This is a genomic window from Gilliamella sp. Choc4-2 (assembly GCF_001690355.1).
GTDB classification, from domain to species: Bacteria; Pseudomonadota; Gammaproteobacteria; order Enterobacterales; family Orbaceae; genus Gilliamella; species Gilliamella apicola_A.
This window is the reverse complement of record NZ_LZHG01000033.1, coordinates 1-23021: the sequence shown is the minus strand read 5'-3', so window position 1 is coordinate 23021 and position 23021 is coordinate 1. Positions and strand designations below refer to the sequence as shown.

Below are 23021 nucleotides of genomic sequence, written 5' to 3'. Positions count from 1 at the left end.
GATTACTCTTTCGGTGTGACTAACTCTATTCGTGTTGGTTTAGGCGACATACTGCTATCTGATGATGTGTGGTCTATTTCTTGTTTGTCTCGCCATTTTTGAGGTTGTCTATTTTTAAGCCAGAATATTTGAGCTGTTGTATCTGGTGGAATGAGTTTTTTTACAACTCGTTTAGATTTGTTTTTACCATCTGTTTTTAACTCCACTTCCTCATACTCAATACCAATAGCTCTTTTATATAAAGAATCAACAACATTAATATCCGCAAACTCTTTTCCGTTTTTTACGGACTGACAAAACTCCTTATGATCAATTTTCCATCTATTAATGGTTCTTTCATTCACATTAAAAAAATCCGCTAGCTGTCTATCTGTATAGCCCAACAAGCACAGTTTTCTAGCCTGCTCAGCGTATTCTTTTCTGTAGTTTGTTGGTCTTACCATAAATTTAAACCTATTATTATGTGTTTTTTAAAATCCTCTCTATTATTCTAATTTTTAGAATCTTATAATTTTATTATTTAATATTAATAGAGAGGTGCTACATTATGACTAATGCTTTTTTCCCGCTTAAAAAAGAATATTTTAAAATGTTTATGAATGGAGATAAAAATATTGAATATAGATATTTTGGGAAAAGATGGAATTTTAAAACATTATCAGTCGGAAAAACGGCAATTTTAGCAAACGGATATCTATTTCCGAGAATAGAAGCTAAAATTGTGAAGTTAGAAATTATAAAATGGAATGATGCTCCTAGCTATGTAAAACTTGCTTTACCGATAGAAGTTGATTTAATAGCTATACATCTAGAATTTAAATCTCCACGAAGTTGTATATCTGTATCGACTGTCTGATGTTTTTGTTCTTTTTGAGCCGTGTATCTTGCCTCCTGTTGATACTTTTCTACCCTGATCAATAAGCACCCAATCAGGGGAATTAGATAGAGATAGTATTAACGGAGGAGACGATGTAATTATACCAAATTTGAATTTAGGTATATATAGCTTTGCTACATCATTTAACAGCCTCAAACCTATCCCTAAGCCTTGATAATCAGGGTGTATAACTAGGCGGTGAACCCTTTTTAGGTTTTTTAATATTGGATGAGGAAAGTGCAAAACGCTACAAAACCCAGCTAACTCCTTATCAATAAAAAGGCCATAACATTCAGCTGCAGGGTGATGGTAATGACTTAGATAATGGTACTTACTAAACCTGTTCCACTCTTTTCTATGTACTCTAGCCAAGGCGTAACTAATATCTGGTCTTTTTTTTTATTCCCTATGCGAAATGTCATGGTGTTGGTGTCAAATACCCAGTCTGGCATCAACCAATCTTCTACATCATAGTGACAACCAACAGCTATAAATTTTTTATTCTTTTTTCTAACAGCTTTTTGTGTTGCGAAACTGCTAATTTTAGCGACTTGACGATCTACCACACTAGTAAACTCATCAAAAACAACAACTTCCTGATCTGATAGTAAAGCATTTGCTAGATCAACACGCATTTTTTGACCATTGCTTAATACATGATAGGGCTTTATCCAACAAGGAGGAGAAGAAAAACCAACCAAATTAAACGCTTTACAAATTTCATCAACAGATAAGTTTTTAGGCATATCATCAATTACTGATTTTTCTTTATATTCGTAACCATAAACATAACTATCAGGAAACAATTCCTTGGCTATAGTTGTTTTACCAGTACCACTTGCGCCCACAATAAGACCTACATTCCAATGTTCTGGTAGATCAATATTACCGTCAAAATGTTCCGTGTTGTGATTATCATCTAAATCAAACTTACCAGCGATTGATTTTACTCTAAATGAGTTGCTAGGCTGCGTTGTTCTTACAATGTTAAAAGACGGCATGCGTACCCCCTCTCTGTCATTTCATTATATAACTGCTCTTGCTCTTTTTCTGTTGCTACTTCAATTTCAACAATAATTTTATTTTCCAAAGATTTTTCCGATAAATCATGGTTAGATTCTTCATATAAATTATTATTATCTAAAAGTTTATTTAATTCCGTATCACTAAAACCGAGTAAGCTGACATCAAAATCACTTAGCGATAAATCAGCAATCTCTGATTGTAAGATGTCAAAATCCCATCCAGCATTAAGAGCTAACTGGTTATCAGCGATTAAGTAAGCCTTTTTTTGCACATCCGTTAAACCACTCAAAACAACACAAGGGATATTATCAAGGTTGAGCTTTTCTGCCGCATCTAGACGTCCATGTCCAGCAATCATAATATCGTTTTCATCGATTAAAATCGGATTTGTCCAACCAAACTCTATAATACTATTAATTATTTGCTGAATCTGATCGTCTGAATGCGTTCTTGAATTTTTGATATGTTTTTTTAAGTCGCTAACTTTTTTATAAGTAATTTTTAATGAATTCATTAGAATGTCGCTAATTTGATTAAATATGCAGTTATTTTTTATAACTGCCCGTAAATTTTTATAGTTTATGCGGTAAAATTGAATAGTTATTTATTAATTTCCCTTATCGCCTTTTTATCGCTATTACACTGCCTAATCTCGTTCAATAATTCAGTGTACAAAACTGGACATTGTCCCCAAGTGATTCGTTTATCAATATGAGGCTCGTTATTTGGCTGTGTTAGTGATGCAGGAATATTGCATTGATAAACGTACTCAGTTTTTACCGCTCCGCATCCAGTCAGACACGTTGCTAGGCATAAAATCATTAGCACATTGATTATTTTTAAGCGCATCTTTTATTTGCTCTTGAAGTTGCTTAATTGACATAGCCCCTTGAGCTTTCTCTTGCTCTCGTTGCGTTATGATTTGATTGTTTCTAGTGATGTCCTGGTTCAACTGTTCGATTTTTCCGAACAGTTCAGCGTTATCTTTTTGTAGCCGTTTCTTCTCTTGATAATTGTTGTAACCGAAATGTATAGCTGAGATAAACCCAACAATGACTAATACTATGCCAGCGATGTTTAATTTTGGCATACCACCCCCATCATACGAAAAAGCAACAAAAAAAAAACAAAAAAAAACAAAAACAAAAAATCAATCCAATCAAACAAAAATAATCTAATTATTTTTAAACCGTAGCATTTTAATTTATTCATAAGCTTCTATAACTTCCAACTTAAATGACTGTCCATTAAGTTCGTTCATCAGCAAATTTAACGCCTTTCTGCTTTCAAATAACTGGGTGTCGTTATTGCTCATGCCGACTAAAATACAGCCTTGTGTATCTTTGGTCCAATTACCTGCATGGATTAAAATATGAGAGCGATTAGGAACGTCTTTGACTTGATATACGCGACCAAACTTTGGTGAATTAACGATATCGCATTGATATATAGAAGCAGGAATACATGAAATTTGACGTTGATTATCTTTCCACGGCAGTTCTAAGGTTGACAAAACCATACCTGACGGTAGTTGTAGTTTACCAAACGTACTATGCTCACTTGTTTTTAATCTTGTTAGCTCCATTAATTCCCTCCTGTTTTATCTTTAAATCTATCAGCAATATTCTTTATCATTTCAGCACCTAGCCAGCTCGCAATGCTTATAGCGCAATATTTTTCTTCATCTATCCAGTGCCTACTTGTAGCTATCCAAGCCATTAGCTGCCCTGCATATAATGCGACTATCACTTGACAAATGACTACTTTTAGCGTGAATGATTTACCGCTTAAAATATCAAACGCTATTTTTGCAATAGAGCCGACAACAGCAGCTATTAACTGGTATAGCCAATCATAATTATTAGGATCTTTGATTGGCATAATTAATTCTTCTTGTTAGTTAATGATGTGACAGCGTACTAGCTATTGTGTAGTTATGTGTGTGTCTAGCTTTGCTGTCGATTCTGTAGATGTTGACGACATCAATGTCGCCGACATGCGTGAAATTTGGGTATAAAAAAACCGCAATTAAGCGGTTTGATTAAATATGCAGTTATAAAGAATTAAGGCTCAATTAAGAGCCTTAAAGGGTTCAGTGTACCACCACTGAATATTAAGGTTACCCCGATCACCGTATAGAAAGTGAGTTACCTCAAACGCAATTAGATAATAATGTATTTATCTAAATTAGTCAAGTATTTCTGCAATCAAGAGTTGAAATCAATCAAAAAAGCGACCAAAAACGAGGAGTTAAAGTAAAAGCTTAGATATTCCACAAGCTAAGCTTCTTAATTGAGGCTTTCTTTATTACATTGCTCTGTAATAAATTTATTGTCATTGCCTTGAATTTTTGCGATAAGTTGATTACGTTCACATTCCCATTTTTTGGGTGGAAACATTTTATCCCATGCCGTCATCAACTTTTCTTCTTGATTAGATAAATTAATTTTGTATTTATCAGACATATAGAGATATGTGCGCGCTATTATTCCTCTAATTTCGTCACGAGGTTGGAATTTACGAGATTTAAAATCAACTGCTGATTGACATTGTCCATACTGATTAAATTGATTAGTGAATTGCGAATATCTATAATTAGAACGGTCACCGTTAACTTCGCCAATTGCTGGTTGCAAGTTGTGCATATCACCTTCCATTTGATTGAAAGAAACATCTTTTTTGCACGCTTTTCTACCACCGTCTCGCCAACATTGCAGATGACGCCCAAAATTTTCGGCTGGCATGACATGTTCCCACTCAATGCGAGACGCTCTATTTAAATTCTTTCTCGGCTTATAACCGCATTTACCAAAATCAACAACACCTTTTTTACCCACCCATGAAATATCACACCCGCAATAAAATTCGGTTTGCGCAGGATTTGATTTGTATAGCTTAGTCAGCTGAGTTTTCGCATTGTCAAAATTTTTCTTACTAATTGTAACTAGATCGGATGTTGGTAGTGATTTTAATTTATTCGGTTTTGGCGTTGGTGCCACTGAATACGTTTCGATTCGACAATTTTTCGCATTTGAAATCGACGGGAATAATAAAAATAAAACCAAAATTAAAGCTATTTTTTTCATAATTTAATATTACCTGCGCTTAGAAAGCGCGCAGTTTAATATAAAAATTACAAAATTAGAATAAAAAAGCCCGCATTTGCGAGCATTATATACAATAATTTCATGTTGATACCTTTATACTACTTCTTGCGTACGCAGTCAACACTTTATTTAAATAAATTTATTTTTTTAAATAGTTCCAATTCCATTCCTGTTTGTTGGGTCTGTTGAGCCAAAGCGCCTATAACGTGGCTTTCACCTGAGCTTTTAATTTTTCTAACATTACCCTCACTACAACCAAGTTCGCTTGCTATCTCTCTTAATGTTCTTGGTCTAATAAGAATAGAGCAAAACTCTTTTACTTTGTAACGCTCAATAAAAACATAATCATCATCTAATATTTCGTCGCCGTAATATGATTTTATTAAAACGAGAGCTTCCTCCTTTGTTTTTTGAAATCTAAGATTCTTCATACTTGAAATAATGCCGTCTATAATCAATCCATCGCTATCTGAACATAACTCCTTATATTCTGGTTCTTGAGATTGATACAAGCTTAGCGCACCTTGCTTCTTGTAAGCCTCCTTTCTTGACCAATTACCCCACAATCTCAACACGTCAGTAATTTCGTAATCAGCTTGAAACCTAACCCGCGTAACTGGTTTTACTATTTCCTTTGGCTCATCATCAACGTATACATATTCTGCTAGCATTATTATTCCTCGAGATTTTTAATTATTATTTGACCGACATTACCCCAAATTTTTGTTACTCGACCGTCCCAAACTCGACAATCCTCGCCAAAAATAGCATCCAACAAACCTTTTTCTAAATTATCTTTGTCTGGTCGTTGCTGATGAGGTTTTCCGTCCATTTCGGCGCGTTTTTTATTGCTCCACGACTTTGGCATAGGTATAACAAAAATAATGTGATAATGACTTTCTGGCAGTGTTACGCCGCTTGCCTTGCAAGCGTCTTTAAATGCAAAATATTGCAATACTGGTTTCCGTTTTGCCCATCTGTCGCGCTGTGTCATCCGCGGTTTAGGAACTGGAGTAATGTTATAAATCATGCTCTTATTTTTCCTTCCTTGATCAGTATGTCCTGAGTTCTAATTACACCCTCAGCGTGCGCTAATCTAACGAATTTATACTCATGATTTCTTGTCCTGCGGTCGATTTCATCATGACAAGCTGAGCAAGCCCATGCACCCTGCAAATCATTCGGCTTCATACCCACGCCACACGTTCCTGCTAATCGATAATGCGCTAGTACCGTGGTTTCTGGGTTATGATTACAACATGGTAATCGAACTGTGCAATCCCTGCCTCGTGCCTCTCTGGTTAACCAACTCATTACTCAACCCTCATTTTATTTGAAAAAAACCTACCGCAGGAGCCTAAAATATCGCCGTGAACATTGATAATCGGTCTATTGCAGACAAATAAATCCAAATCGACGTTATATAAACAGGCTCCGGCACATTTTGGACATTTAAAATCTGTTTTAATTAATTTGTGTTTCTTCGGCATTGTCGTTAACCATGTTTAAATTATGCTGATTAATATATTCTCTGCGTTGCTCTCTAACTATTGCTATTGCTCGCTCTAATTCCTGTTCTGTATCATCGTATCGTTTCAGTTGTTCCACGTGTTCGCTGTTCATCATGCTACCTTTGATAATTGGTCTTTGTACTGTTCTGCTAGTTTGATTGCCTCTTGAGCATCTGCGCTAAATATAACGCCGTTTTCAGCTCCGAATTGCTCAGCACATGTCACCACGTCAGCGAATTCTCTTTTGTTCATTCTTCGAGTTGATTGCCCCATAAACACCAGCCCGCCCTGGATACCCTTTACACATTTTTGACCGTGTAGGTTAGCTGTGATTAGATGTTTCCATTCTTCTGCCGTTAATTTCTCGCCATTCCAAACCACTTGCTTAGCAATATCATTTAAAACAGCCCACATCATGCGATTTTGAGCGTTACTGCGCTTTTCTTCATCAATCACAATTCTTAGCGGATGCTCGCTATCAACTGGTAATTGATTTATTACGTTAATCGCTGTAGTGCGTGCTGTTTCATGTGTTAAACGAAATTCTTTAATCATTGGTAACACCCAATCAATACATAAACATTTTTTACTCTCAAAAATTCGCTCGTACTCATTCGCCTTTGCAATGTCTTGTTCTAACGCATCTTTTTTGCCCGCTCTAATTCGATATTTCAGAATGTTACCGAGGCAAAAACCGCTAAACTGCTCTACAGTCATACTACGCGCTATGATGTCGATAGATTCGATGCCCTTGATTATTTGATAATGTTTTGGATTTTTTACGTTGTCGTTCATAATCAACCTCTACACACTAATTTTTTTATAGTTTTTTCTGCGTATATTGCTACGTTATTAGTCACCGCTAGTTGAATAAAATTAGTGCGCTCACCGGCATCAAGATTTACCGCATTAAAAAATGCATCGATTGCTTGCGCGCTCATCCCTTTTTGACGTTTTTCAATTGCAGATAACATTGCTCCGCTCACACCCATTTTTTTAGCTAGTTGCTCTTGAGTTAAACCTAAGCCAACCCTTGTTTTAATAATGAACCTACCAAGCTCGCCACTTCTTTCCGCCGACACTACATTCACAACGCCATCATTTATTAATAAATCACTCATTACTCACCCCGATCCCCGTCTAATTTAGCTCTTGCTGTGTTAATTTAGTTGTCACTTATACTCCAAGTAAGTATTAACTTCTGATACCGGAACTAAACACTGACCAATTGAAATTTCGCTACTGAAAAAACCTTTTTTCTTAGAATCTTCTAACTGTTTATTAAAACTCTCGTGAGCATAAGAAATGGCGTTTTCTTTATCTTCTAATTTAAAATATTTAAGAGCAAGTATTCCGTCATAAACACCTATCAATTTAACCTTCTTTTCAGATTTCAATTCGTTTGTTTTGTGTTGCGCTATTTCAATTAATTCTTCTAATTCATCAGAAGTTAGCCCTTTCAAAATATTAGATAATTTAGTCATTTTCTTTATTCTCTTGATGTTCGTACCATTCTTTTGTTGTAACTACAATTCGATGATTAGCTGTTTCATAAAAAACGAACCCATTTTCGTTAACCCTGTTTTTTATTGAGTCAAGAAATTTTCCAGCTTGTGTCAACTCATTGTTTGAAAAAAATGAATTGATAATGTTAATGCTAGCTACTGAAACATTGACAGCTAGCGCAATAACAACTAACCAAGAAACTAGCCAGTTCATAAGATTTCTAACCATTGTTAAACCCTCACACACTGAAAATTACGCACTTGAACATCAACTTTAGACGCACCAAAAACTGTTTTTGCTGTGCTGTATATTTTTATTAATGCTCGTTCTGTCATTTTTTTATCAGAACGTAAGTTCACCGTTCCCCACGACTGCCAACCTTTTTTAACTTCTGCTGTTATTTTGTAAGCCATTTTTGTATTAACTCCCTAAGTTTATTTTTGTCCTCTTCTGAATATTGTTTAACTCGTTCTGCTAACTGCTGTTTAATCTTTGCCGTGTTAGCTCCAGGTTCTCGTATTGCTCTCACATAGTCGTACGCTATTTTTTCTAGCATGTGATAGCGCCCCTGAGGGCAGTGGTTAACTAGCTGTTTTTGCATATTTGCGTTCTCGCCTCACTGGTTCTGGGTTTGCTCTAGCTTGTGATTCGAGCTGATCCACTTCATAAATACGACCATTACTAATACCCGCAAAAACAGTAAAATTTCCTGACCCGTGCCTGTTTAACGCAACGTTAATTTCCATTAAGTTTTTATCTGCGTTGTCGTTGTAAACAGCATCACGATAAATACCCACCCAGTAGTCGCAATCTTGCTCAATTTGTCCCGTATCTCTGCTGTCGCTTGGTATTGGTCGTTTATCTGCTCTTGATTCGAGATTCCGATTTAATTGTGTTAGCATGACAACTATACAGTTAAGCTCTTTTGCCAATGCTTTAAGCCCTTTTGTGATAGCTCCGTACGCCAAATCGTTTCGTGTATCATCACCAGTTTTTTCTTTCTCCATTAGAGTTAGATAATCGACCATGATCATGCCTATTTGTCCCTTTTCCCTCGCCATTCGTCGAGCTTCTGAACGGATATGCGACAGTGTGATCGCAGGTGTGTCGTCAATGTAAATGTTATCGGTGTTTGATAATTCGTTGAGATGATGCATAACGCGCGCAAACTCTGAATCAGAACCTAGTCCACCGTCATAGAAAATATTGCTATTTACCGCTGATTCTTGAGCTAAAATGTTTTCAAGCATCTGTTCATCTTGCATTTCTAACGAAAACATCAGTACAGGTAATTTCTCATTCATAGCGCAATGACGAGCCATGTTTATTTCAAAAGTTGTTTTACCCATTTTTGGACGAGCACCAACCACAAACAGCGAGCCTCGAACAAGCCCTTTAGGCGATAATTTTTCATCCAGTGCTTTGATTCCAGTTGATAAGCCACGCGCACTATCTGCGTTTTCTAATCGTTGTCCAAGGGTTTCGGTCCATTTATCAGCAATTGTTTTTAACGACTTAAGTCCAGTTGTTTTACCAGTTTTGTTATAGTCATCAATTTGTGTAAATAACGCATGAATAGCTGATATTTTGTCGCTAGTAGATAAATTTGATTTCTCAAAAATCATAGCGCTACAGTCGTTTAATTTTTGCAATGTGTAGCGTTCTATCGCTTTATCTCGAACGATTCCAGCATAGGCTGTAACGTTGATCATCGACGGCGTATTTTTGGATAATTCAGCCAGATAAGCTAAACCACCGCAATCTTTCAAAGTTCCTTTTGCTTCCATACTGTCTGACAAAGTAATCAGATCAATTGGGTAATTTTTACGATTTAATTCAAGCATTTCAGCAAAAATAACTTGATGATGTCTGCTGTAGAATGATTCTGGCTTCAATGAATAGATTGCTTTTTGGCAGCGGTCTGATTGAAAATCTAACATCATTGAGCCAAGCACAGCTTGTTCAGCAACTAAGTCATGTGGGATCACGTTCATAGCGTACCCTCCACAACTTTCAGGTATGTACTTGGTTTTATGATGTAATCAAAATCAGCACGCCAGCCTCGATCGTTTTCACCAAAGTAAAATGGTTGTGCTTGGTCCACAAAATCATAAAAATAATTAGCCAAGTTTTGGAATGTTGGTTGATCAAGCTCTTTGAGTAATTTCTTCACTGCGTTTTTTCTTGCAGTAGTCATTTTTTGAATCTGTGGCAATCTGTTTTCTACAGCATCGTTGTATGCATCCATGACTAAATCAAAATCAATATTATTTTCTTTTGTAATATTGTTTTTAATAGTGTCTTTTGTAGAGTGACATTTTTTGTCACTGGTGGTAGTAACATTTTTTGTCACTGGTTCTATGCATTTTTTGCTACCAGTAGCATTTTTTGTACCTGCATTTTTTGTCACTGGTTCTGACGTTTCCAACACTAGTGAATATTCAGTAATCTCACCATTGTTTTTAATTGCATTGATCAAACCTAAATTTGTTAATTCAGATAGAGCTGCATAAACAGTTCTCTTGTCTTTTATCCCTAAATATTGCATAAATTGAGATATGCTGATTTTATCGCTTGTTTTGCCCCACCCCGTGGTTTTGCGAGTAATCAGTAAATAACAACGTAACGCATTAGCTGACATATCAGCCATTAATTCATCAATAACAGCGTTGGGAATTTGAAATGAGTTAGATATAAACTTATTCATCAATTAACCCTCATCGAATATTCAGCATATTTCTTGCCGTTTCGGCTTTTTACCATGCGGCTATCTATTGAATGACCACGTTTTTTTAAGTCATAAATACGCGCACCTAGCCTAAAGCAATCATATTGATTCAATGCTTGTAATGGATTAATGGTCTTACCTCTTTGCAAATGGTTTAATATTTTTGTGCATTGGCTGCGTGTGTTTTCATCGTTCAATGTACTCATGATCGCCCTCGAATTACTGACCAGTTGACATCAGGGCGAAGCTCCTCACACGTTACTAACCCGTTCAGCGCATGCTCCAGCAAAATCGCCTTGTCCTCTCCGATTTTACTGACGCCATTCAGCCATTTACTTACTGCCACCTGACTAACTCCACAGATTCGAGCTAATTCTCTCTGCCCTCCTACTGTAGTTATTGCTTTTTTTAACGGTTCCATTTTTGCCCCCTAAATTGAAAATAAATTAATGATAACTAAAGTTATTGATTTAGTCAACAGCGTGATAACATTTGTTTTTTTATTTTTTATAACAATAGTTATATAATCAGGGCATAAGGAGGTCCTATGAATACATTTAATGAACGTTTTAAAATTGCATTTGATAAATCTGGTTTATCACAGCACGATTTAGCTAGGGCTGTTAATGTTTCTCAGCCAGCAATCAGAAAATTAGTGGCTGGTGAATCAAAAAGTTTTCGAAAAATATCTGAGTTAGCTCAGGCTCTACAGGTGAATTTAGAGTGGCTATCATCAGGAAACGGGGATTCAGGGCTGGAGGATCAACGATTTGAATTTATAGGTACAGTTAAAAACGGAGTAGTAAAGGTTAAGGGAGAGGCTGTGATGGGCGCTAATGGATCTTTTGAAATGGACGAATCTTTAAATGGGTATTTAAAATTTTATAGTGACGATCCCAGCGCGTTTGGATTGCGAGTTAAGGGGGATTCGATGTTTCCGAGAATTAATTCTGGAGAGTTTGTTGTTATCGAACCTGCAGTTATGCCAGCGTCGGGCGATGAGGTATTTGTACGACTACGAGATGGGAGAAATATGATAAAAAAACTTGAGTATTATCGGGATTCTGAATATCGATTCACTAGTATTAATCAAGATCATCCTCCAATTACAATCAATGATGATTTAGTTGATACAGTTATGTATGTAGCAGCTATTGTTAAATCGTCGAGATTTATTGATGTTCATGATGTTACAGCTTAAAAGTAAGCATTGCGCAAAACCGCCGAAGCGGTTTTTGAATATAACAAAATAGATAAGCTAAATAAGGCTAAAGAATGGCTTCTGAGATTTGGGATAGTAGAGGGTTATTACCGCCTTTCGGCGCAAATGGTTTAGAAATAGAAAATAGATATCCATATAAAACTGATATCATTAATTTTATTAATATTTTTGGTTTTAATACTCAAAGATTGGATATATTGGATAAATTTGTTGATTATACAAAAATAGTAAAAGAATCAGGGGTGCAAATTCATAAAATATGGATAGATGGTAGTTTTTGTGAGAATTGTGAGACTTTAAGAAAAAGACCCCCAAATGATATAGATGCAGTCATATTCTATACAGTTATTGATGAAAATTTACTAGAGAATAATTTTGACTTAATATTAAATAAAAATAATATTAAAAACGAATTCAAAACTGATTCTTATTTTGTGTTAATCCCACCTAGCTACGCAAATTTAGAACATCAATATGCATTTATAGAAAAAATAGTCTATTGGAGTAGCTTCTGGTCACATACAAGAAATTGTGACTGGAAAGGTTTTATAGAATTAGACAATTTTGATGTTGTTAATTATAATAACGCCAAAGAATTAATCACAAATAAGAGAGGTGAAATAAATGAATAGAAATGAATATTTCTCTCTTATGAGTGAAAAAAATACATTAATTAATTTAATATCAAAAACTCCAGATGATTTTCAATTTAAATTAGAGAAAATGAGTTTAAATTCAAGATTGGAGGAAGTAGAAAATAAATTAAAAAGAGTTGATAAAGATTTCTTGCACTTTCCCTCAAAATTACAGGTAACTTTTCGAGGTGCTCCTGTATTAGGTACAACAGGTATTTCAAGCAACTTCGGTACTATTGCTATAAAAGCTTTAACTGATGCAATAAATTGTATTCTTAAATCTCTTAATGTGGGTAAAAGTGAAAATGCCAATTTAATGATTACAGATATAGCTAAAGGATCATTCGGTTTTGTTCTTGAGGATATCGGAAATCAATCTTTTTCTTTATTGCCTGAAGATGACAAATCCTCAAATATAGCTATTAATAAATTTCAAGAAATTCTAGGTTTCGCAAGTAACTCTGATTCAAGCGAATTAATTGAAAATATAATTGAACTCGATCTTAATTCAATAAATAAAATTAAAGATTTTGTTGAAATCTTGGATAAAAATAAAGCTGTATGTGCAATTAATTTTAATGAACATTCATTCTCATTCCAAAACAACAATCAAGTTAAAACAGCATTATCTCATTTAGATATAGCAAAAAAATCAGATATAGATGAAACATTAAATGTAATGTTTTTAGGGGTATTACCGAATAAAAGAAAATGTGAATTTAAACTTGTAGGGGATGATAATGTTTATGTAGCAAGTATAGACAAAAAAATTAAAGATCCAGAACTCATAAATAAACATTTAAATTCTTACGTTAACGCTTCTTTCAAAACCTCTCAGATCGAAGATAGACCAAAAAAATATTTATTACTGGAATTACCCTGTTCTTGGTAATTAAAATTATTAAAACCCAATTAACCCGCACCATGCGGGTTTTTTCACGCCTAAAATTCCCCAGCACAATTTTAAAGTGTCGTATCGTTCAAAAAACAAGCAAACGATAACTTTTATTTAAACTTTGATAACTTTTGTTATTGACAAGTTTGATAACAAAAGTTATTATTATCACATCAAAACAAATCAACTTAACAAAGCAATTAAGCAATACCGAGAGTTACTTAATTAGTTAAGTGGGATTCAAGTAGCTAGCTGAGGCATATGAAAGTACAGCGGTTTTGATAGCAATCACAGCAGTACGCATCGGGTGAGCGACTTAATCACTCCTAGCCTCGGACAGAGATCGACTAGCCATCAAGTTCTTTAATAAATAGGTTGCTATTTAATTTCAAATCAAAGCGCATTCTAACAAGTGCGCTTGAGTTTGAAGTATAAGAAAGGAGATAGATTATGTTACATAGAGCTGTAGAAAATGGTTACGGAAGAGCATATTGCAAAATGATAAGCGATGTCGAAATACAAGACACTAAAGAAGCAGAAATTAAAGCTCATATGTTATGAAAAAGCTGAATTTATTTTTAATGAAAAAAATAAAAAATCATTTTATTAAGCTAACGAATTCTGACAACTCGGAAAGACGAGTACATGCAAGTCCGTTTGCCCTCTTTTGAGGGCTTTTTTTGAGGGATTCATTAAATGAATAAAAAAATTAAAGAAGCTAGCGATTTAACTAGCAAATTAATATCTGATGCTGTTAAAAATCTTCAATCAAATAACGACGATTACATCATAGATTATTTTGATGAATTAGTATCATCAATCAAAGCAAAACTCGGAGCTACTCAATTTAATGATGTAAAAATTGCATTAAAGAAGGAAATCAACATCCGACCAGATTTCATGAGCGTTCTAGATAGCGCAATAGTTTTTGCTAGGAGAATAATATATCTAAATTTAATTCTAAAACCAAGCACGGCTTGGCGCCTGCCTTAAAAGCGCCACCTTTCTTAGTGTATTTGCCCGTGAATTTAGTAGCGGGCTTTTTTACAGAATTAGCAGTTAGGAATTTACGGGGGATTAAACAATGACAAGTAAAAAAATTATTGAGCGATTACAGCAACAAGATTGGTATGTTGAATGTAAAACTGAGCATGAATTAGCGTTAGTGTTAAATTCTTGTCTAGATTCGGGTTTGCATTGGATTAGTGGAGATAAAGCTTCATTCATCCCAGAATTAATGCTTAATGAGATACCTGTTTTTATTGCGAGAGATACTATTTGTGATAAACAAGGTATTTGCTGGGATAACTCTGAATGTTTTCAAACCGACAGTTCTGATTGTGAAAACATAACAGATTGGTTTTTCGAAGAATTGAGGAAATAGCATGAACACAATACCGATTGACTACGTCGGCTGTAATGTACATGAAACAGACCGATTTAACATTAATTACAAATTAACAAAGGGCGAGCAAATATACGCCCTTTTTTGTACCTACATTTTGACGCTGGGCGGATTATTTATGTTGTTTCGCTGGATGTTGGAAGTGGCAACTAATTAAAGGGAATATAAAAATGGCAACAGAAATTATTGAAGTAGCAAGTTTAGTACCAGCTGAACACGTTCAACGAGAAAAACTATTTTTAAATGAAAATAATGAAGTACAACCGCTAATTGAAGCAGTTGCGTCACATTACAAAAACTTAATCTTTAGCGGTATGGATGGCAGTACTGATGCTGGCAGAAAAGCAATTAAAAAAGTAGCCGCTGAATTAAATAGCAAAATCAAAGAAATTGACGATATTGGTAAATCTGTCACGGATATTTTAAAAGCTAAACCAAAAAAAATTGACGCTGGACGCAAGTTAATTCGTGACGCGCTGACAGAAGTGTATAACGAAATTCGCAAGCCAGTTGTTGAATATGAAGCAGAGCAAGCTCGTATAAAGGCGGAAGAACAAGCAAGAATTGAAGCGCGAAGACAAGCAGAACAGGCAGAATTAGCTCGATTACGAGCAGAAAAAGAACAGCGAGAGCGCGAAGCAAAAATAGCCGAAGAAGCTGCTAATAAAGCAAAACTGGAGGCTGAAAATAAAGTTCGTGAAGCAGAACTAGCTCTACAAAGAGAGCGTGAAGAAAACCGACGTAAAGAGGCTATGCAACTCGCAGAAGAACAGCGCAAAGCAAATGAAGAAGCTAAGCGTTTAGCTGATGTTGAGCATAAAAGGAAGGTTAAGTTTTTAGCATATAAATGTTTACTTGAAAATGGAATTAACAAAGATTTGGCTGTCAAAGTTATCAATCTAATTGATGCAGGTGAGATTCAAAACGTTTTTATTAAATATTAGGAAATAATAATGAGTGGAAATAAATTAAATGAGCTAACTTTAACGTTGGCAAAAAAACTAGAATTAGGTAGCCCTGAGGGGTTGCTTGATGTTTTAAAAAATACTGCATTCAAAAACAATGCTAATGATGATCAGCTAACAGCTCTTTTGATTGTGGCAAATCAATACTCCTTAAATCCTTGGACTAAAGAGATTTATGCGTTTCCCGACTCCAAAAATGGGATTGTACCTATCGTAGGCGTTGATGGATGGTCGCGAATATTAAACAGTCATCCACAATATGACGGGATTGAATTTTGCCAAGATGAGCAATCATGTACCTGCAAAATTTATCGAAAAGATAGAAATCACCCAACTGTTATCACGGAACACTTGGGCGAATGTAAAAGAAAAGGGTTTGGACCATGGGAGTCTCACCCTCGTCGAATGTTACGACATAAAGCGATGATTCAGTGCGCAAGGCTTGCTTTCGGATTTGCTGGTATTTACGACCAAGATGAAGCGGAACGCATTATTGAGGGGGCAGCAACAGAGGTCAATATCGGAAAACAATCTGATGATAGACGCCCAGAGTTAATAAAGCAGTGCGAACATGAAGCAAAAAATGGATTAGAAGCGTTCGGCTCGTTTTGGATGTCATTAAGCCAAGAAGATAGAAAAATTATCGGTAATGATGAGAAAGAGCGAATTAAAGCAACGTGCCCAATTGACGCAGAGTATCAAGAGGTAAAACAAGATGATAGCAACCCTTTCTAGCGAAATAACACAGCGAACGGATGAATGGTTTAACGCACGGCTAGGCAAAGTAACTGCAAGTAGAATTAGTGATGTGATGGCTAAAACAAAAAGCGGTTATTCAACTAGCCGCCAAAATTACATGGCTCAGCTAATTTGCGAACGTCTAACAGAAAAACCAACCGAATCATACTCCAATGCCGCTATGCAACGCGGCACAGAGTTAGAGCCGATAGCAAGAGAAATGTACATACTAAACCAATTTGACGCAACCGTTAAAGAAGTTGGCTTTATACCCCACCCCACAATCGAAAACGCTGGAGCAAGCCCCGACGGGTTAGTAAATGATGATGGATTAATTGAAATCAAATGCCCGAATACGTGGACGCATTTAGAATTTATGCAATCACTAAAGCCAAAGCGTGAGTACATCTTACAAATGCAATGGCAAATGATGTGCACAGGTCGAAAATGGTGCGATTTTGTCAGTTATGACGATAGGTTACCAGATAATTTGAGTTTTAGGTACATACGAATTCATTACGACGAAGCATTAGCTCAAGAGATAGAAGCAGAAGTTATTAAATTTCTGCAAGAACTCGATGAACGAATCAAACAAATAGAAGCCGCATAACCACCCAAGTGACGGCTTTTTTTAAAAGGAAAAAATTATGACTAGATTAACTAAAAATATCAAAGAACAGATTTGTAAAAATGCGGTTGAGCAATCGCCAGCAAATAAAGAGCTAGAAATAGCAAATGAAAATTTATCTAAATTAGCTCTTGATGTTTATAACGATAACGTAACTGCTGAGCAACTCAAAGAGGCGGATGAGATAAGAGCCAGAGTAAAAGAGTTGCTATTTGATTATCTTGGTGTTTTTTACTCTTGCGAGGGCTTGGGATGTTATTTTAACGGGTTAAGAGCATATCTAATACTGCCGCCCATTCGTATTTTTTACGCATTAAAAAAGAGCCCAATGTACACCGCCGATCATGAGTTTTCAAAACGTTTTTTATCATTACAGAACCAGATCGAAAACTCAGAAAAACAAAAAAATGATTTAAAGCATGAAATTATGGCTATCTTAAATAGTTGTGCAACTCTCAAAAAATTACAGGAAATATGGCCAGAATCAGTCAACTTTTTAGACGGTATACAAGTGAATGTTATTAAAACTAATTTACCTGCCGTTGTCGTTGAAAACCTAAATAAAAAACTAGGTATAACAGCAAGCTAAAAAAATAGCGTCTGGTATATGCGCCGATAATTAGTGTTAGCTAGATAGCAGTCCTCCTTTTGAGCTATGAGTAACAGCCCACTAATTTGAAATATGCAAGCCGATTTTATGGGATAAGAGACGGTAGCCGCGCCGTTGGCGACAGAGTGGCATTAACTAATTGGAGATGAATAAATGGCAATAATAAACAAATCAAACACAAAACAGAATGAAAAAGATTATTGGCGAACAAGCCCAGAATTGGTCAATGATGCGTTAAAACTACTGAATATAAGGAGGTTCGGCGTTGATGTATGTTGCTCAAGCGGAGAAGTCAAAATTGAAAAAGCCGAGTTTTGCATAACAGAAGATTTGGACGCATTGAGAAAATATTCATGGTTTTTATTCGGCAACCAATATGTTTCGTTTTGTAACCCTCCATTCTCCAAAAAATGGGAATTTTTTCAAAAAGCGGTTGAACAAGTGAATAGATTCAGAGGACAGGTGTTAATGGTCTTGCCGTACACGCCTGTAACAAAAGCGTGGAGTGAAAACGTACACGGACAAAACTGTATTATTTATGTCCCAGACGGTCGTTATCAGTATTTATTACCGAACGGTGAAAAATCAGTGAATAACTGTAATTTTGATACGTGCCTAATTCTGATTGTGCCGTTTAAATGTGGTAACGTAATTGTTAATTATAGGAGAGGTTTAAGTGAGCGAAAAGTATATGACGTTGATTTACCGATACCAAAATTTAGTTTATTCGACCCCATTTTATATAACGGCATGAGAACAGAAATCGCAAATAATGATATTTATTATGCATATGATGAATCGGGTGTTATGTGCCCGTGGTATCACATCCCCATTTTTATGAACGGGTTTATTAGCATTCAACTAGTACCAGAAACAGATTTAACGGAGGTGGGTAATGATTAATTGGCGTGATGCTAGTAAAGAGTTGCCAGAAACCCTTACTGATTGCGTTGTAATTACTAGGTCATTTTTGCAGGACGGAAAAATTATAATCAGCACTCGGAACTCATGTTATTACAGAAGAAGCGATAAATGGGGATATGTTAATGGCTGTCATGTTTTAGCGTGGGTTTACACGCATGAACTAATACAGTTGTGCGGATTAAATCAATATTTAATAGAGGTGAGAAATAACTAAATAAGGAGTAATCATGTCAGAAAAAATAACGTTTGTAGTGAGCGCGCGAATTAGTCCTCCATACTATGGAGCCGCGGAATATATATTGAGGAGTAAATTATGAAATATTTTACATATGACCATAATGGTGAGGGTTTTGAATATCACAATACTAAAGAAGGGGCAAAACGCCATGCAGCAGAGCTGTTAGATTTTTATTTACAAAACGACAATGATGATTTCGTTGATATTTATTGGGGTGAGATAAAGCAATCTGTTCACGCAAATGATGCTGAACTGAAATTTAAAAAGGTGATGTGATTATGATTACAGATGAAGAATGGAAAAATTTAAAGTCGGGGGATGTTATTTGGTATGCAGATCAACATGCGTTAAAACCACAAACCCTCATAATTACAAAAATAACTGAAAATAGTGTTTATTGTGACAATACGAGAATTAATAAAAAGAGCTATTTATTACATTCGAGTTTGAACAACGCTACGCAAGCAGTGAATTTTAGATTAAAGATGCAAATTGAAAAAATACAGCAACAAATTGTTGAGAATTTAAAACAACTGGAGAACGAGCATGACAAATAAAACGATTAATGATTTTGAAAAAGAAATTTTACGAAAAATCGATAACAATGAGCCGTTAACTGAGGATGAGATCGAGGAGCTCTTATACTACAGCGTCGATTCTATGGTTGTTAATACAGGAAGGTGGGTTAATGACAAAATCGAAATTGTCCAACTTGAACATCGTACGTTTAGTATCGAGTGGAAACAGGGATTAACTGAGAATCAGGAGAGTTTATTTGCATCTCAGATACCGGTTGAGGTTAAATCGGTTACAAAAATAATCGAAACAACAGAATGGGTGAAACTGGAGCAAAAAAATGGCTAGAGGAATAAATAAAGTCATTTTAGTGGGTAATTTAGGTCAAGATCCAGAAGTTCGCTATATGCCAAATGGTAATGCTGTCGCTAATTTGAGTATAGCGACATCAGAAACATGGAAAGATAAACAAACTGGCGAGCAAAAAGATCGCACTGAATGGCATAGAGTTGTTATATTCGGTAAATTAGCCGAAATTGCGGGCGAATACTTAAAAAAAGGCACTCAAGTGTATATTGAAGGGCAATTACAAACTCGCAAATGGCAAGATCAAACCGGCAATGATCGTTACACTACTGAAGTTGTTATCAATCCAATTGGAGGTACATTGCAAATTTTAGGTTCTCGCAATAACAGCGATAGCGTGCAAAGCGCTACTAATCAGCAAACGTCAAAACAAACTGAAAAAACAGCGCAATCTGAGCCACCAATGGATTTTGATGACGATATCCCGTTCGCCAAAATCGGACTGCAATATCCAAAACACACTATTAACGTAATATAAGCATTTTATTTATCTGTGTTGACAATAATTTTATCGGGTTGTATATTGAGTGAAGTGATTGAACCTCACTCAAGAAGCGGAAACCGCACCCGATAGCCTATGCGGTATTTTTATATCCAGATTTTATGGTCGGGTGGCAAGCAGCACATACAAAACCGAAAGGGAAAACTGCTGACTGTCTTCTTGCAGGGTTCAATCACCTGACCACCCTATTGAACCTAGGGTTATATAAATCAAGAAGAGGATATAATCATGTCAAACACATCTATTAATTTATTTACATTTAACTTCAATAATTCACCCGTTCGCACTACAGAAATCAACAACCAAATATGGTTTTTAGCTAATGACGTTTGTTCTATTCTTGAATATAAAAACTCACGCCGAGCAATAGAATTACATTGCAAAGAAAAGGGTGTAACAAAACGGTACACCCTTACAAAGGGCGGTAATCAGGAAATGATTTATATTAGTGAAGCAAATTTATTTAGATTAATTATTAAAAGTAAACAAGAGAAGGCTTTTATTTTTGAAGAGTGGGTTATGGAGGATTTGTTACCCACAATCCGCAAAACTGGATCATATTCGTTAACAATTAACGCTGAACAACAACAGGCAATACAGCAAGCAGTCAACGAGCGAGTTTATCGAACGGGTGAGAGACATCAGGCTATCTATTATAAGTTACATCAGCAATTTAAAATCCCTCGCTACCAAGATTTACTAGCTAGTAAATTTGATGAGGCGATTAAGTGGCTGGGCGGTGTCCCAAGAATAAATAAAGATGTGATTGAGGTGAACAGGACTAATTTAATTTGTTTGGTACATCATATGCTTTGGTTGAATGATTTCTACATAGACAATCGTTTATATGATGTTTTTAAAATGCTGGGCTCTAATTTCGGTGTAAGAGTTCACGATCATTTTGGCGACGGCGCTTTTGTTGCTTCAATGTTTAAGCAACAGCTAGAAAAGAAACAATTACAGCAAGTATAAATAAAGGGCTTTAAGCCCTTTTTAATCCACAAAATCTGTTAATAACTCACTGAACAACCACCCTATTCCATAGTAATTCACAGCGTTATAAATGCCTAGGCAACGGCTAGACGGTTGACGTTATAGCTCATATTTTAAGAGCAATAGAATAGTTAAGTGAACATTTTTCAATCTTTGATCCCCCCGAATCGGTGAATCAAAGTACAAATAATAAACAATACACCCCGGTTTTGGGGGGATATTAGGTAAACAATCATGACTAAAAAATCAACTTTCAACGGCTGATAAAACATTCTCTATATCAACGCATTCAGTTTCAGCAGAAGATATTGTTGAAAAATAGGAGTAAATAATGTTAAATAATCTAACAATTGAAGATCCGCGCTACAGCAAAGCGCAAGTTTGCTCATATTTGGGCGAGCTAGATCAAACGACACTAGACAAATGGGTGGCAAAGGAAAAATTCCCAAAGCCCGATTTGTATTTAGGTAGACACCCACGCTGGAAATTGTCTACCATTAATGCGTATCTCGCCCAAAAAGAGCAAGAATATCAATCATGCGGTTAGGCTATCTATATAGTCCGCATACCACTGCATCATCTCACGACGCCCCTCCAAATATTGTGCGTGGTTGTAAATACCTCGCACACTGCCCTCCTCATGATTTAACTGTTTTTCTATCCAATCTCGATTAAAACCATGCTCGTTTAACACACTAGAAAATTGATGTCTAAATCCGTGCCCAGTTGCACGATTAGCAAATCCCAATCGTTTTATTAAGCCCAAAATAGCACCGTTAGACATGTGTTTTAAACTGCTATTTCTACCAGGAAAAACATACCCCCCACGTCCTGTAATTGGTTGTAAAAATTTCAGAATAGTAATAGCTTGATTAGATAACGGAACCACGTGAACCCTTGATTTTTTCATGGATTCTTTTGGTAGTATTATGTATTTTTTATCTAGGTCTACATACTCCCATTTGCAACTCAATAATTCCATAGTCCTGACAGCAGTTAATATTAATAATTCTGTAGCATAACGAACTAAAATATTACCCGAATACGATCGTAACGCTCTCATAAATTCACGCATATCATCCTCCATTAAAAACGCATAATTTTCTGGCGTATGTGTGATCATGGCTTTAGCTAATTCACGTGCAGGATTGTTTTCCGCTCTCTCTGTAATAATTGCATATTGAAAAACTTCGGTACATCGTTGGCGCATTTTTTTTGCAATCTCCAATGCGCCTCTATTTTCTATTTGTTTTAAACAGTTTAGCATTTCAAGAGGCTTGATTTGCGCAATATCCATATCGCCGACGAGCGGGAAAATGTCTTTTTCAAAATACCGAATAATCATTTCTCTGGTATTGATAGACCAATTCCGTTTTTTTGTATCAAACCATTCAAGTGTTATTTTTTTAAAAGTATTTCCTTGAGCGATATTTGCAAGTAAAGATTTCCTTTTCCTCTCGACAGCCGGATCTTTACCGTGAGCAAGCATCTGCCGAGCCAATTCTTTTTCATTGCGTGCATCCGATAAACTAATATACGGATATTTACCTATTGTTAACGTTTTTCTTTTACCGTTAAATTGATAATCGTAACGCCAAGATTTAGTACCTGACGGTGTGATGTATAGAT

General features: G+C 35.8%; 40 protein-coding genes. 17 read left to right on the top strand and 23 right to left on the bottom strand.

All coding sequences use genetic code 11. From position 1 onward, the window contains the following. Positions 1-2: 2 nt before the first annotated feature. Positions 3-443, bottom strand: coding sequence for a terminase (locus A9G34_RS04625; protein WP_065569033.1), 441 nt, complete (start codon positions 441-443; stop codon positions 3-5). A 104-nt stretch (positions 444-547) separates the two neighbouring features. Between A9G34_RS04625 and A9G34_RS04620 the strand changes: the two genes are divergently transcribed. Then, positions 548-856 carry an ASCH domain-containing protein gene (locus tag A9G34_RS04620; RefSeq protein WP_065569032.1) on the top strand — a complete coding sequence of 103 codons (309 nt, stop codon included), beginning with the start codon at positions 548-550 and terminating at the stop codon, positions 854-856. Here the strand turns inward: A9G34_RS04620 and A9G34_RS11095 are convergent. The 21 genes from A9G34_RS11095 to A9G34_RS04525 all read right to left on the bottom strand — a co-directional run bounded on the left by A9G34_RS11095 (position 809) and on the right by A9G34_RS04525 (position 11176). After that, positions 809-1249 carry a GNAT family N-acetyltransferase gene (locus A9G34_RS11095; RefSeq protein WP_176701473.1) on the bottom strand — a complete coding sequence of 147 codons (441 nt, stop codon included), beginning with the start codon at positions 1247-1249 and terminating at the stop codon, positions 809-811. The genes A9G34_RS04620 and A9G34_RS11095 overlap by 48 nt on opposite strands. Continuing rightward, positions 1195-1878: an ATP-binding cassette domain-containing protein gene (locus A9G34_RS04615; protein WP_065569031.1), complete on the bottom strand. Its 684-nt coding sequence runs from the start codon at positions 1876-1878 to the stop codon at positions 1195-1197. Before A9G34_RS04615 ends, A9G34_RS11095 begins: the two co-directional genes overlap by 55 nt. Then, positions 1857-2417, bottom strand: coding sequence for a ParB/Srx family N-terminal domain-containing protein (locus tag A9G34_RS04610; RefSeq protein WP_065569030.1), 561 nt, complete (start codon positions 2415-2417; stop codon positions 1857-1859). The genes A9G34_RS04615 and A9G34_RS04610 overlap by 22 nt, the downstream gene beginning before the upstream one ends. Before the next feature lie 86 nt (positions 2418-2503). Then, on the bottom strand, positions 2504-2725 hold the full coding sequence (lysC, locus tag A9G34_RS11090) for an Rz1-like lysis system protein LysC (protein ID WP_442902684.1): 222 nt from the start codon (positions 2723-2725) through the stop codon (positions 2504-2506). Continuing rightward, positions 2673-2993, bottom strand: a complete 321-nt coding sequence (locus tag A9G34_RS04605) for a DUF2570 domain-containing protein (RefSeq protein ID WP_065569029.1) — start codon at positions 2991-2993, stop codon at positions 2673-2675. Before A9G34_RS04605 ends, lysC begins: the two co-directional genes overlap by 53 nt. Before the next feature lie 114 nt (positions 2994-3107). After that, on the bottom strand, positions 3108-3488 hold the full coding sequence (locus tag A9G34_RS04600) for a DUF5675 family protein (RefSeq protein ID WP_081295268.1): 381 nt from the start codon (positions 3486-3488) through the stop codon (positions 3108-3110). Continuing rightward, positions 3488-3784, bottom strand: coding sequence for a hypothetical protein (locus A9G34_RS04595; protein ID WP_065569028.1), 297 nt, complete (start codon positions 3782-3784; stop codon positions 3488-3490). Before A9G34_RS04595 ends, A9G34_RS04600 begins: the two co-directional genes overlap by 1 nt. A gap of 407 nt (positions 3785-4191) precedes the next feature. Next, positions 4192-4989, bottom strand: a complete 798-nt coding sequence (locus tag A9G34_RS04590) for an endonuclease (RefSeq protein WP_081295267.1) — start codon at positions 4987-4989, stop codon at positions 4192-4194. Between the two features lie 146 nt (positions 4990-5135). Beyond that, positions 5136-5681, bottom strand: coding sequence for an antiterminator Q family protein (locus A9G34_RS04585; RefSeq protein ID WP_065569027.1), 546 nt, complete (start codon positions 5679-5681; stop codon positions 5136-5138). A gap of 2 nt (positions 5682-5683) precedes the next feature. Next, a complete protein-coding gene (locus A9G34_RS04580; RefSeq protein ID WP_065569026.1) occupies positions 5684-6040 on the bottom strand; it encodes a RusA family crossover junction endodeoxyribonuclease in 357 nt (118 codons plus the stop codon). Continuing rightward, positions 6037-6324 carry a DUF1364 domain-containing protein gene (locus A9G34_RS04575; RefSeq protein WP_065569025.1) on the bottom strand — a complete coding sequence of 96 codons (288 nt, stop codon included), beginning with the start codon at positions 6322-6324 and terminating at the stop codon, positions 6037-6039. The genes A9G34_RS04580 and A9G34_RS04575 overlap by 4 nt, the downstream gene beginning before the upstream one ends. Before the next feature lie 150 nt (positions 6325-6474). Further along, entirely contained in the window at positions 6475-6633 is a 159-nt protein-coding gene (locus tag A9G34_RS10740; protein WP_176701472.1) for a hypothetical protein, read from the bottom strand. After that, positions 6633-7316, bottom strand: coding sequence for a recombination protein NinB (locus A9G34_RS10570; protein ID WP_141670338.1), 684 nt, complete (start codon positions 7314-7316; stop codon positions 6633-6635). Before A9G34_RS10570 ends, A9G34_RS10740 begins: the two co-directional genes overlap by 1 nt. 2 nt (positions 7317-7318) lie before the next feature. Beyond that, positions 7319-7642 carry a helix-turn-helix domain-containing protein gene (locus tag A9G34_RS04565; protein ID WP_065569024.1) on the bottom strand — a complete coding sequence of 108 codons (324 nt, stop codon included), beginning with the start codon at positions 7640-7642 and terminating at the stop codon, positions 7319-7321. A gap of 51 nt (positions 7643-7693) precedes the next feature. Beyond that, complete coding sequence (locus tag A9G34_RS04560) at positions 7694-8005, bottom strand: hypothetical protein (protein WP_065569023.1); 312 nt, start codon at positions 8003-8005, stop codon at positions 7694-7696. Then, positions 7998-8255, bottom strand: a complete 258-nt coding sequence (locus tag A9G34_RS04555; RefSeq protein WP_065569022.1) for a hypothetical protein — start codon at positions 8253-8255, stop codon at positions 7998-8000. Before A9G34_RS04555 ends, A9G34_RS04560 begins: the two co-directional genes overlap by 8 nt. 2 nt (positions 8256-8257) lie before the next feature. Then, positions 8258-8440, bottom strand: coding sequence for a DUF1187 family protein (locus tag A9G34_RS04550; RefSeq protein WP_065569021.1), 183 nt, complete (start codon positions 8438-8440; stop codon positions 8258-8260). 168 nt (positions 8441-8608) lie between these two features. Further along, positions 8609-10021, bottom strand: coding sequence for a replicative DNA helicase (locus tag A9G34_RS04540; RefSeq protein WP_065569019.1), 1413 nt, complete (start codon positions 10019-10021; stop codon positions 8609-8611). Then, positions 10018-10734 (bottom strand): replication protein, encoded by a 717-nt coding sequence (locus A9G34_RS10565; protein WP_065569018.1) that lies wholly within the window; start codon positions 10732-10734, stop codon positions 10018-10020. Before A9G34_RS10565 ends, A9G34_RS04540 begins: the two co-directional genes overlap by 4 nt. After that, positions 10734-10961, bottom strand: coding sequence for a helix-turn-helix domain-containing protein (locus A9G34_RS04530; RefSeq protein ID WP_065569017.1), 228 nt, complete (start codon positions 10959-10961; stop codon positions 10734-10736). Before A9G34_RS04530 ends, A9G34_RS10565 begins: the two co-directional genes overlap by 1 nt. Continuing rightward, positions 10958-11176, bottom strand: coding sequence for a transcriptional regulator (locus tag A9G34_RS04525; RefSeq protein ID WP_065569016.1), 219 nt, complete (start codon positions 11174-11176; stop codon positions 10958-10960). The genes A9G34_RS04530 and A9G34_RS04525 overlap by 4 nt, the downstream gene beginning before the upstream one ends. Before the next feature lie 126 nt (positions 11177-11302). Here A9G34_RS04525 and A9G34_RS04520 point away from each other — a divergent pair, with 126 nt between their 5' ends. The 16 genes from A9G34_RS04520 to A9G34_RS04440 all read left to right on the top strand — a co-directional run bounded on the left by A9G34_RS04520 (position 11303) and on the right by A9G34_RS04440 (position 21939). Continuing rightward, on the top strand, positions 11303-11956 hold the full coding sequence (locus A9G34_RS04520; RefSeq protein ID WP_065569015.1) for a LexA family transcriptional regulator: 654 nt from the start codon (positions 11303-11305) through the stop codon (positions 11954-11956). A 74-nt stretch (positions 11957-12030) separates the two neighbouring features. Further along, positions 12031-12609, top strand: coding sequence for a DUF6932 family protein (locus tag A9G34_RS04515; RefSeq protein WP_065569014.1), 579 nt, complete (start codon positions 12031-12033; stop codon positions 12607-12609). Further along, positions 12602-13504, top strand: a complete 903-nt coding sequence (locus tag A9G34_RS04510) for a hypothetical protein (protein ID WP_065569013.1) — start codon at positions 12602-12604, stop codon at positions 13502-13504. The genes A9G34_RS04515 and A9G34_RS04510 overlap by 8 nt, the downstream gene beginning before the upstream one ends. Before the next feature lie 699 nt (positions 13505-14203). Then, complete coding sequence (locus tag A9G34_RS04505; protein WP_065569012.1) at positions 14204-14500, top strand: hypothetical protein; 297 nt, start codon at positions 14204-14206, stop codon at positions 14498-14500. 91 nt (positions 14501-14591) lie between these two features. After that, positions 14592-14891, top strand: a complete 300-nt coding sequence (locus A9G34_RS04500; protein WP_065569011.1) for a hypothetical protein — start codon at positions 14592-14594, stop codon at positions 14889-14891. A 191-nt stretch (positions 14892-15082) separates the two neighbouring features. Further along, positions 15083-15856 (top strand): hypothetical protein, encoded by a 774-nt coding sequence (locus tag A9G34_RS04495; protein WP_065569010.1) that lies wholly within the window; start codon positions 15083-15085, stop codon positions 15854-15856. 9 nt (positions 15857-15865) lie between these two features. Next, a complete protein-coding gene (gene bet, locus A9G34_RS11015; protein WP_065569009.1) occupies positions 15866-16612 on the top strand; it encodes a phage recombination protein Bet in 747 nt (248 codons plus the stop codon). After that, positions 16593-17225, top strand: a complete 633-nt coding sequence (locus A9G34_RS04485) for a lambda exonuclease family protein (RefSeq protein WP_065569008.1) — start codon at positions 16593-16595, stop codon at positions 17223-17225. Before bet ends, A9G34_RS04485 begins: the two co-directional genes overlap by 20 nt. Positions 17226-17262: 37 nt before the next feature. After that, entirely contained in the window at positions 17263-17832 is a 570-nt protein-coding gene (locus tag A9G34_RS04480; protein WP_065569007.1) for an Nmad5 family putative nucleotide modification protein, read from the top strand. Positions 17833-18006: 174 nt separating this feature from the next. Next, a complete protein-coding gene (locus tag A9G34_RS04475; RefSeq protein WP_065569006.1) occupies positions 18007-18756 on the top strand; it encodes a DNA N-6-adenine-methyltransferase in 750 nt (249 codons plus the stop codon). A gap of 334 nt (positions 18757-19090) precedes the next feature. Continuing rightward, positions 19091-19291 (top strand): hypothetical protein, encoded by a 201-nt coding sequence (locus tag A9G34_RS04465; protein ID WP_065569004.1) that lies wholly within the window; start codon positions 19091-19093, stop codon positions 19289-19291. Positions 19292-19293: 2 nt separating this feature from the next. Then, complete coding sequence (locus A9G34_RS04460; RefSeq protein WP_065569003.1) at positions 19294-19572, top strand: hypothetical protein; 279 nt, start codon at positions 19294-19296, stop codon at positions 19570-19572. Further along, the gene (locus A9G34_RS04455) at positions 19562-19879 is read left to right on the top strand and encodes a hypothetical protein (protein WP_065569002.1); all 318 of its coding nucleotides are present in this window, start codon (positions 19562-19564) and stop codon (positions 19877-19879) included. Before A9G34_RS04460 ends, A9G34_RS04455 begins: the two co-directional genes overlap by 11 nt. Beyond that, the gene (ssb, locus tag A9G34_RS04450; protein ID WP_065569001.1) at positions 19872-20375 is read left to right on the top strand and encodes a single-stranded DNA-binding protein; all 504 of its coding nucleotides are present in this window, start codon (positions 19872-19874) and stop codon (positions 20373-20375) included. The genes A9G34_RS04455 and ssb overlap by 8 nt, the downstream gene beginning before the upstream one ends. Before the next feature lie 252 nt (positions 20376-20627). Next, entirely contained in the window at positions 20628-21371 is a 744-nt protein-coding gene (locus A9G34_RS04445; RefSeq protein ID WP_065569000.1) for a BRO-N domain-containing protein, read from the top strand. Between the two features lie 352 nt (positions 21372-21723). Next, on the top strand, positions 21724-21939 hold the full coding sequence (locus tag A9G34_RS04440; RefSeq protein ID WP_065568999.1) for a helix-turn-helix transcriptional regulator: 216 nt from the start codon (positions 21724-21726) through the stop codon (positions 21937-21939). On the opposite strand, the gene A9G34_RS04435 is transcribed toward A9G34_RS04440, so the two are convergent. After that, positions 21928-23021, bottom strand: a 1094-nt coding sequence (locus A9G34_RS04435) for a tyrosine-type recombinase/integrase (RefSeq protein ID WP_065568998.1), incomplete at its 5' end; no start/stop codon positions are given. The genes A9G34_RS04440 and A9G34_RS04435 overlap by 12 nt on opposite strands.

Coding starts and splice junctions, on each gene's coding strand:
- A9G34_RS04625 (WP_065569033.1), bottom strand. CDS start 443: ATGGTAAGACCAACAAACTACAGAAAAGAATACGCTGAGCAGGCTAGA.
- A9G34_RS04620 (WP_065569032.1), top strand. CDS start 548: ATGACTAATGCTTTTTTCCCGCTTAAAAAAGAATATTTTAAAATGTTT.
- A9G34_RS04615 (WP_065569031.1), bottom strand. CDS start 1,878: ATGCCGTCTTTTAACATTGTAAGAACAACGCAGCCTAGCAACTCATTT.
- A9G34_RS04610 (WP_065569030.1), bottom strand. CDS start 2,417: ATGAATTCATTAAAAATTACTTATAAAAAAGTTAGCGACTTAAAAAAA.
- lysC (WP_442902684.1), bottom strand. CDS start 2,725: ATGATTTTATGCCTAGCAACGTGTCTGACTGGATGCGGAGCGGTAAAA.
- A9G34_RS04605 (WP_065569029.1), bottom strand. CDS start 2,993: ATGCCAAAATTAAACATCGCTGGCATAGTATTAGTCATTGTTGGGTTT.
- A9G34_RS04600 (WP_081295268.1), bottom strand. CDS start 3,488: ATGGAGCTAACAAGATTAAAAACAAGTGAGCATAGTACGTTTGGTAAA.
- A9G34_RS04595 (WP_065569028.1), bottom strand. CDS start 3,784: ATGCCAATCAAAGATCCTAATAATTATGATTGGCTATACCAGTTAATA.
- A9G34_RS04590 (WP_081295267.1), bottom strand. CDS start 4,989: ATGAAAAAAATAGCTTTAATTTTGGTTTTATTTTTATTATTCCCGTCG.
- A9G34_RS04585 (WP_065569027.1), bottom strand. CDS start 5,681: ATGCTAGCAGAATATGTATACGTTGATGATGAGCCAAAGGAAATAGTA.
- A9G34_RS04580 (WP_065569026.1), bottom strand. CDS start 6,040: ATGATTTATAACATTACTCCAGTTCCTAAACCGCGGATGACACAGCGC.
- A9G34_RS04575 (WP_065569025.1), bottom strand. CDS start 6,324: ATGAGTTGGTTAACCAGAGAGGCACGAGGCAGGGATTGCACAGTTCGA.
- A9G34_RS10740 (WP_176701472.1), bottom strand. CDS start 6,633: ATGAACAGCGAACACGTGGAACAACTGAAACGATACGATGATACAGAA.
- A9G34_RS10570 (WP_141670338.1), bottom strand. CDS start 7,316: ATGAACGACAACGTAAAAAATCCAAAACATTATCAAATAATCAAGGGC.
- A9G34_RS04565 (WP_065569024.1), bottom strand. CDS start 7,642: ATGAGTGATTTATTAATAAATGATGGCGTTGTGAATGTAGTGTCGGCG.
- A9G34_RS04560 (WP_065569023.1), bottom strand. CDS start 8,005: ATGACTAAATTATCTAATATTTTGAAAGGGCTAACTTCTGATGAATTA.
- A9G34_RS04555 (WP_065569022.1), bottom strand. CDS start 8,255: ATGGTTAGAAATCTTATGAACTGGCTAGTTTCTTGGTTAGTTGTTATT.
- A9G34_RS04550 (WP_065569021.1), bottom strand. CDS start 8,440: ATGGCTTACAAAATAACAGCAGAAGTTAAAAAAGGTTGGCAGTCGTGG.
- A9G34_RS04540 (WP_065569019.1), bottom strand. CDS start 10,021: ATGAACGTGATCCCACATGACTTAGTTGCTGAACAAGCTGTGCTTGGC.
- A9G34_RS10565 (WP_065569018.1), bottom strand. CDS start 10,734: ATGAATAAGTTTATATCTAACTCATTTCAAATTCCCAACGCTGTTATT.
- A9G34_RS04530 (WP_065569017.1), bottom strand. CDS start 10,961: ATGAGTACATTGAACGATGAAAACACACGCAGCCAATGCACAAAAATA.
- A9G34_RS04525 (WP_065569016.1), bottom strand. CDS start 11,176: ATGGAACCGTTAAAAAAAGCAATAACTACAGTAGGAGGGCAGAGAGAA.
- A9G34_RS04520 (WP_065569015.1), top strand. CDS start 11,303: ATGAATACATTTAATGAACGTTTTAAAATTGCATTTGATAAATCTGGT.
- A9G34_RS04515 (WP_065569014.1), top strand. CDS start 12,031: ATGGCTTCTGAGATTTGGGATAGTAGAGGGTTATTACCGCCTTTCGGC.
- A9G34_RS04510 (WP_065569013.1), top strand. CDS start 12,602: ATGAATAGAAATGAATATTTCTCTCTTATGAGTGAAAAAAATACATTA.
- A9G34_RS04505 (WP_065569012.1), top strand. CDS start 14,204: ATGAATAAAAAAATTAAAGAAGCTAGCGATTTAACTAGCAAATTAATA.
- A9G34_RS04500 (WP_065569011.1), top strand. CDS start 14,592: ATGACAAGTAAAAAAATTATTGAGCGATTACAGCAACAAGATTGGTAT.
- A9G34_RS04495 (WP_065569010.1), top strand. CDS start 15,083: ATGGCAACAGAAATTATTGAAGTAGCAAGTTTAGTACCAGCTGAACAC.
- bet (WP_065569009.1), top strand. CDS start 15,866: ATGAGTGGAAATAAATTAAATGAGCTAACTTTAACGTTGGCAAAAAAA.
- A9G34_RS04485 (WP_065569008.1), top strand. CDS start 16,593: ATGATAGCAACCCTTTCTAGCGAAATAACACAGCGAACGGATGAATGG.
- A9G34_RS04480 (WP_065569007.1), top strand. CDS start 17,263: ATGACTAGATTAACTAAAAATATCAAAGAACAGATTTGTAAAAATGCG.
- A9G34_RS04475 (WP_065569006.1), top strand. CDS start 18,007: ATGGCAATAATAAACAAATCAAACACAAAACAGAATGAAAAAGATTAT.
- A9G34_RS04465 (WP_065569004.1), top strand. CDS start 19,091: ATGAAATATTTTACATATGACCATAATGGTGAGGGTTTTGAATATCAC.
- A9G34_RS04460 (WP_065569003.1), top strand. CDS start 19,294: ATGATTACAGATGAAGAATGGAAAAATTTAAAGTCGGGGGATGTTATT.
- A9G34_RS04455 (WP_065569002.1), top strand. CDS start 19,562: ATGACAAATAAAACGATTAATGATTTTGAAAAAGAAATTTTACGAAAA.
- ssb (WP_065569001.1), top strand. CDS start 19,872: ATGGCTAGAGGAATAAATAAAGTCATTTTAGTGGGTAATTTAGGTCAA.
- A9G34_RS04445 (WP_065569000.1), top strand. CDS start 20,628: ATGTCAAACACATCTATTAATTTATTTACATTTAACTTCAATAATTCA.
- A9G34_RS04440 (WP_065568999.1), top strand. CDS start 21,724: ATGTTAAATAATCTAACAATTGAAGATCCGCGCTACAGCAAAGCGCAA.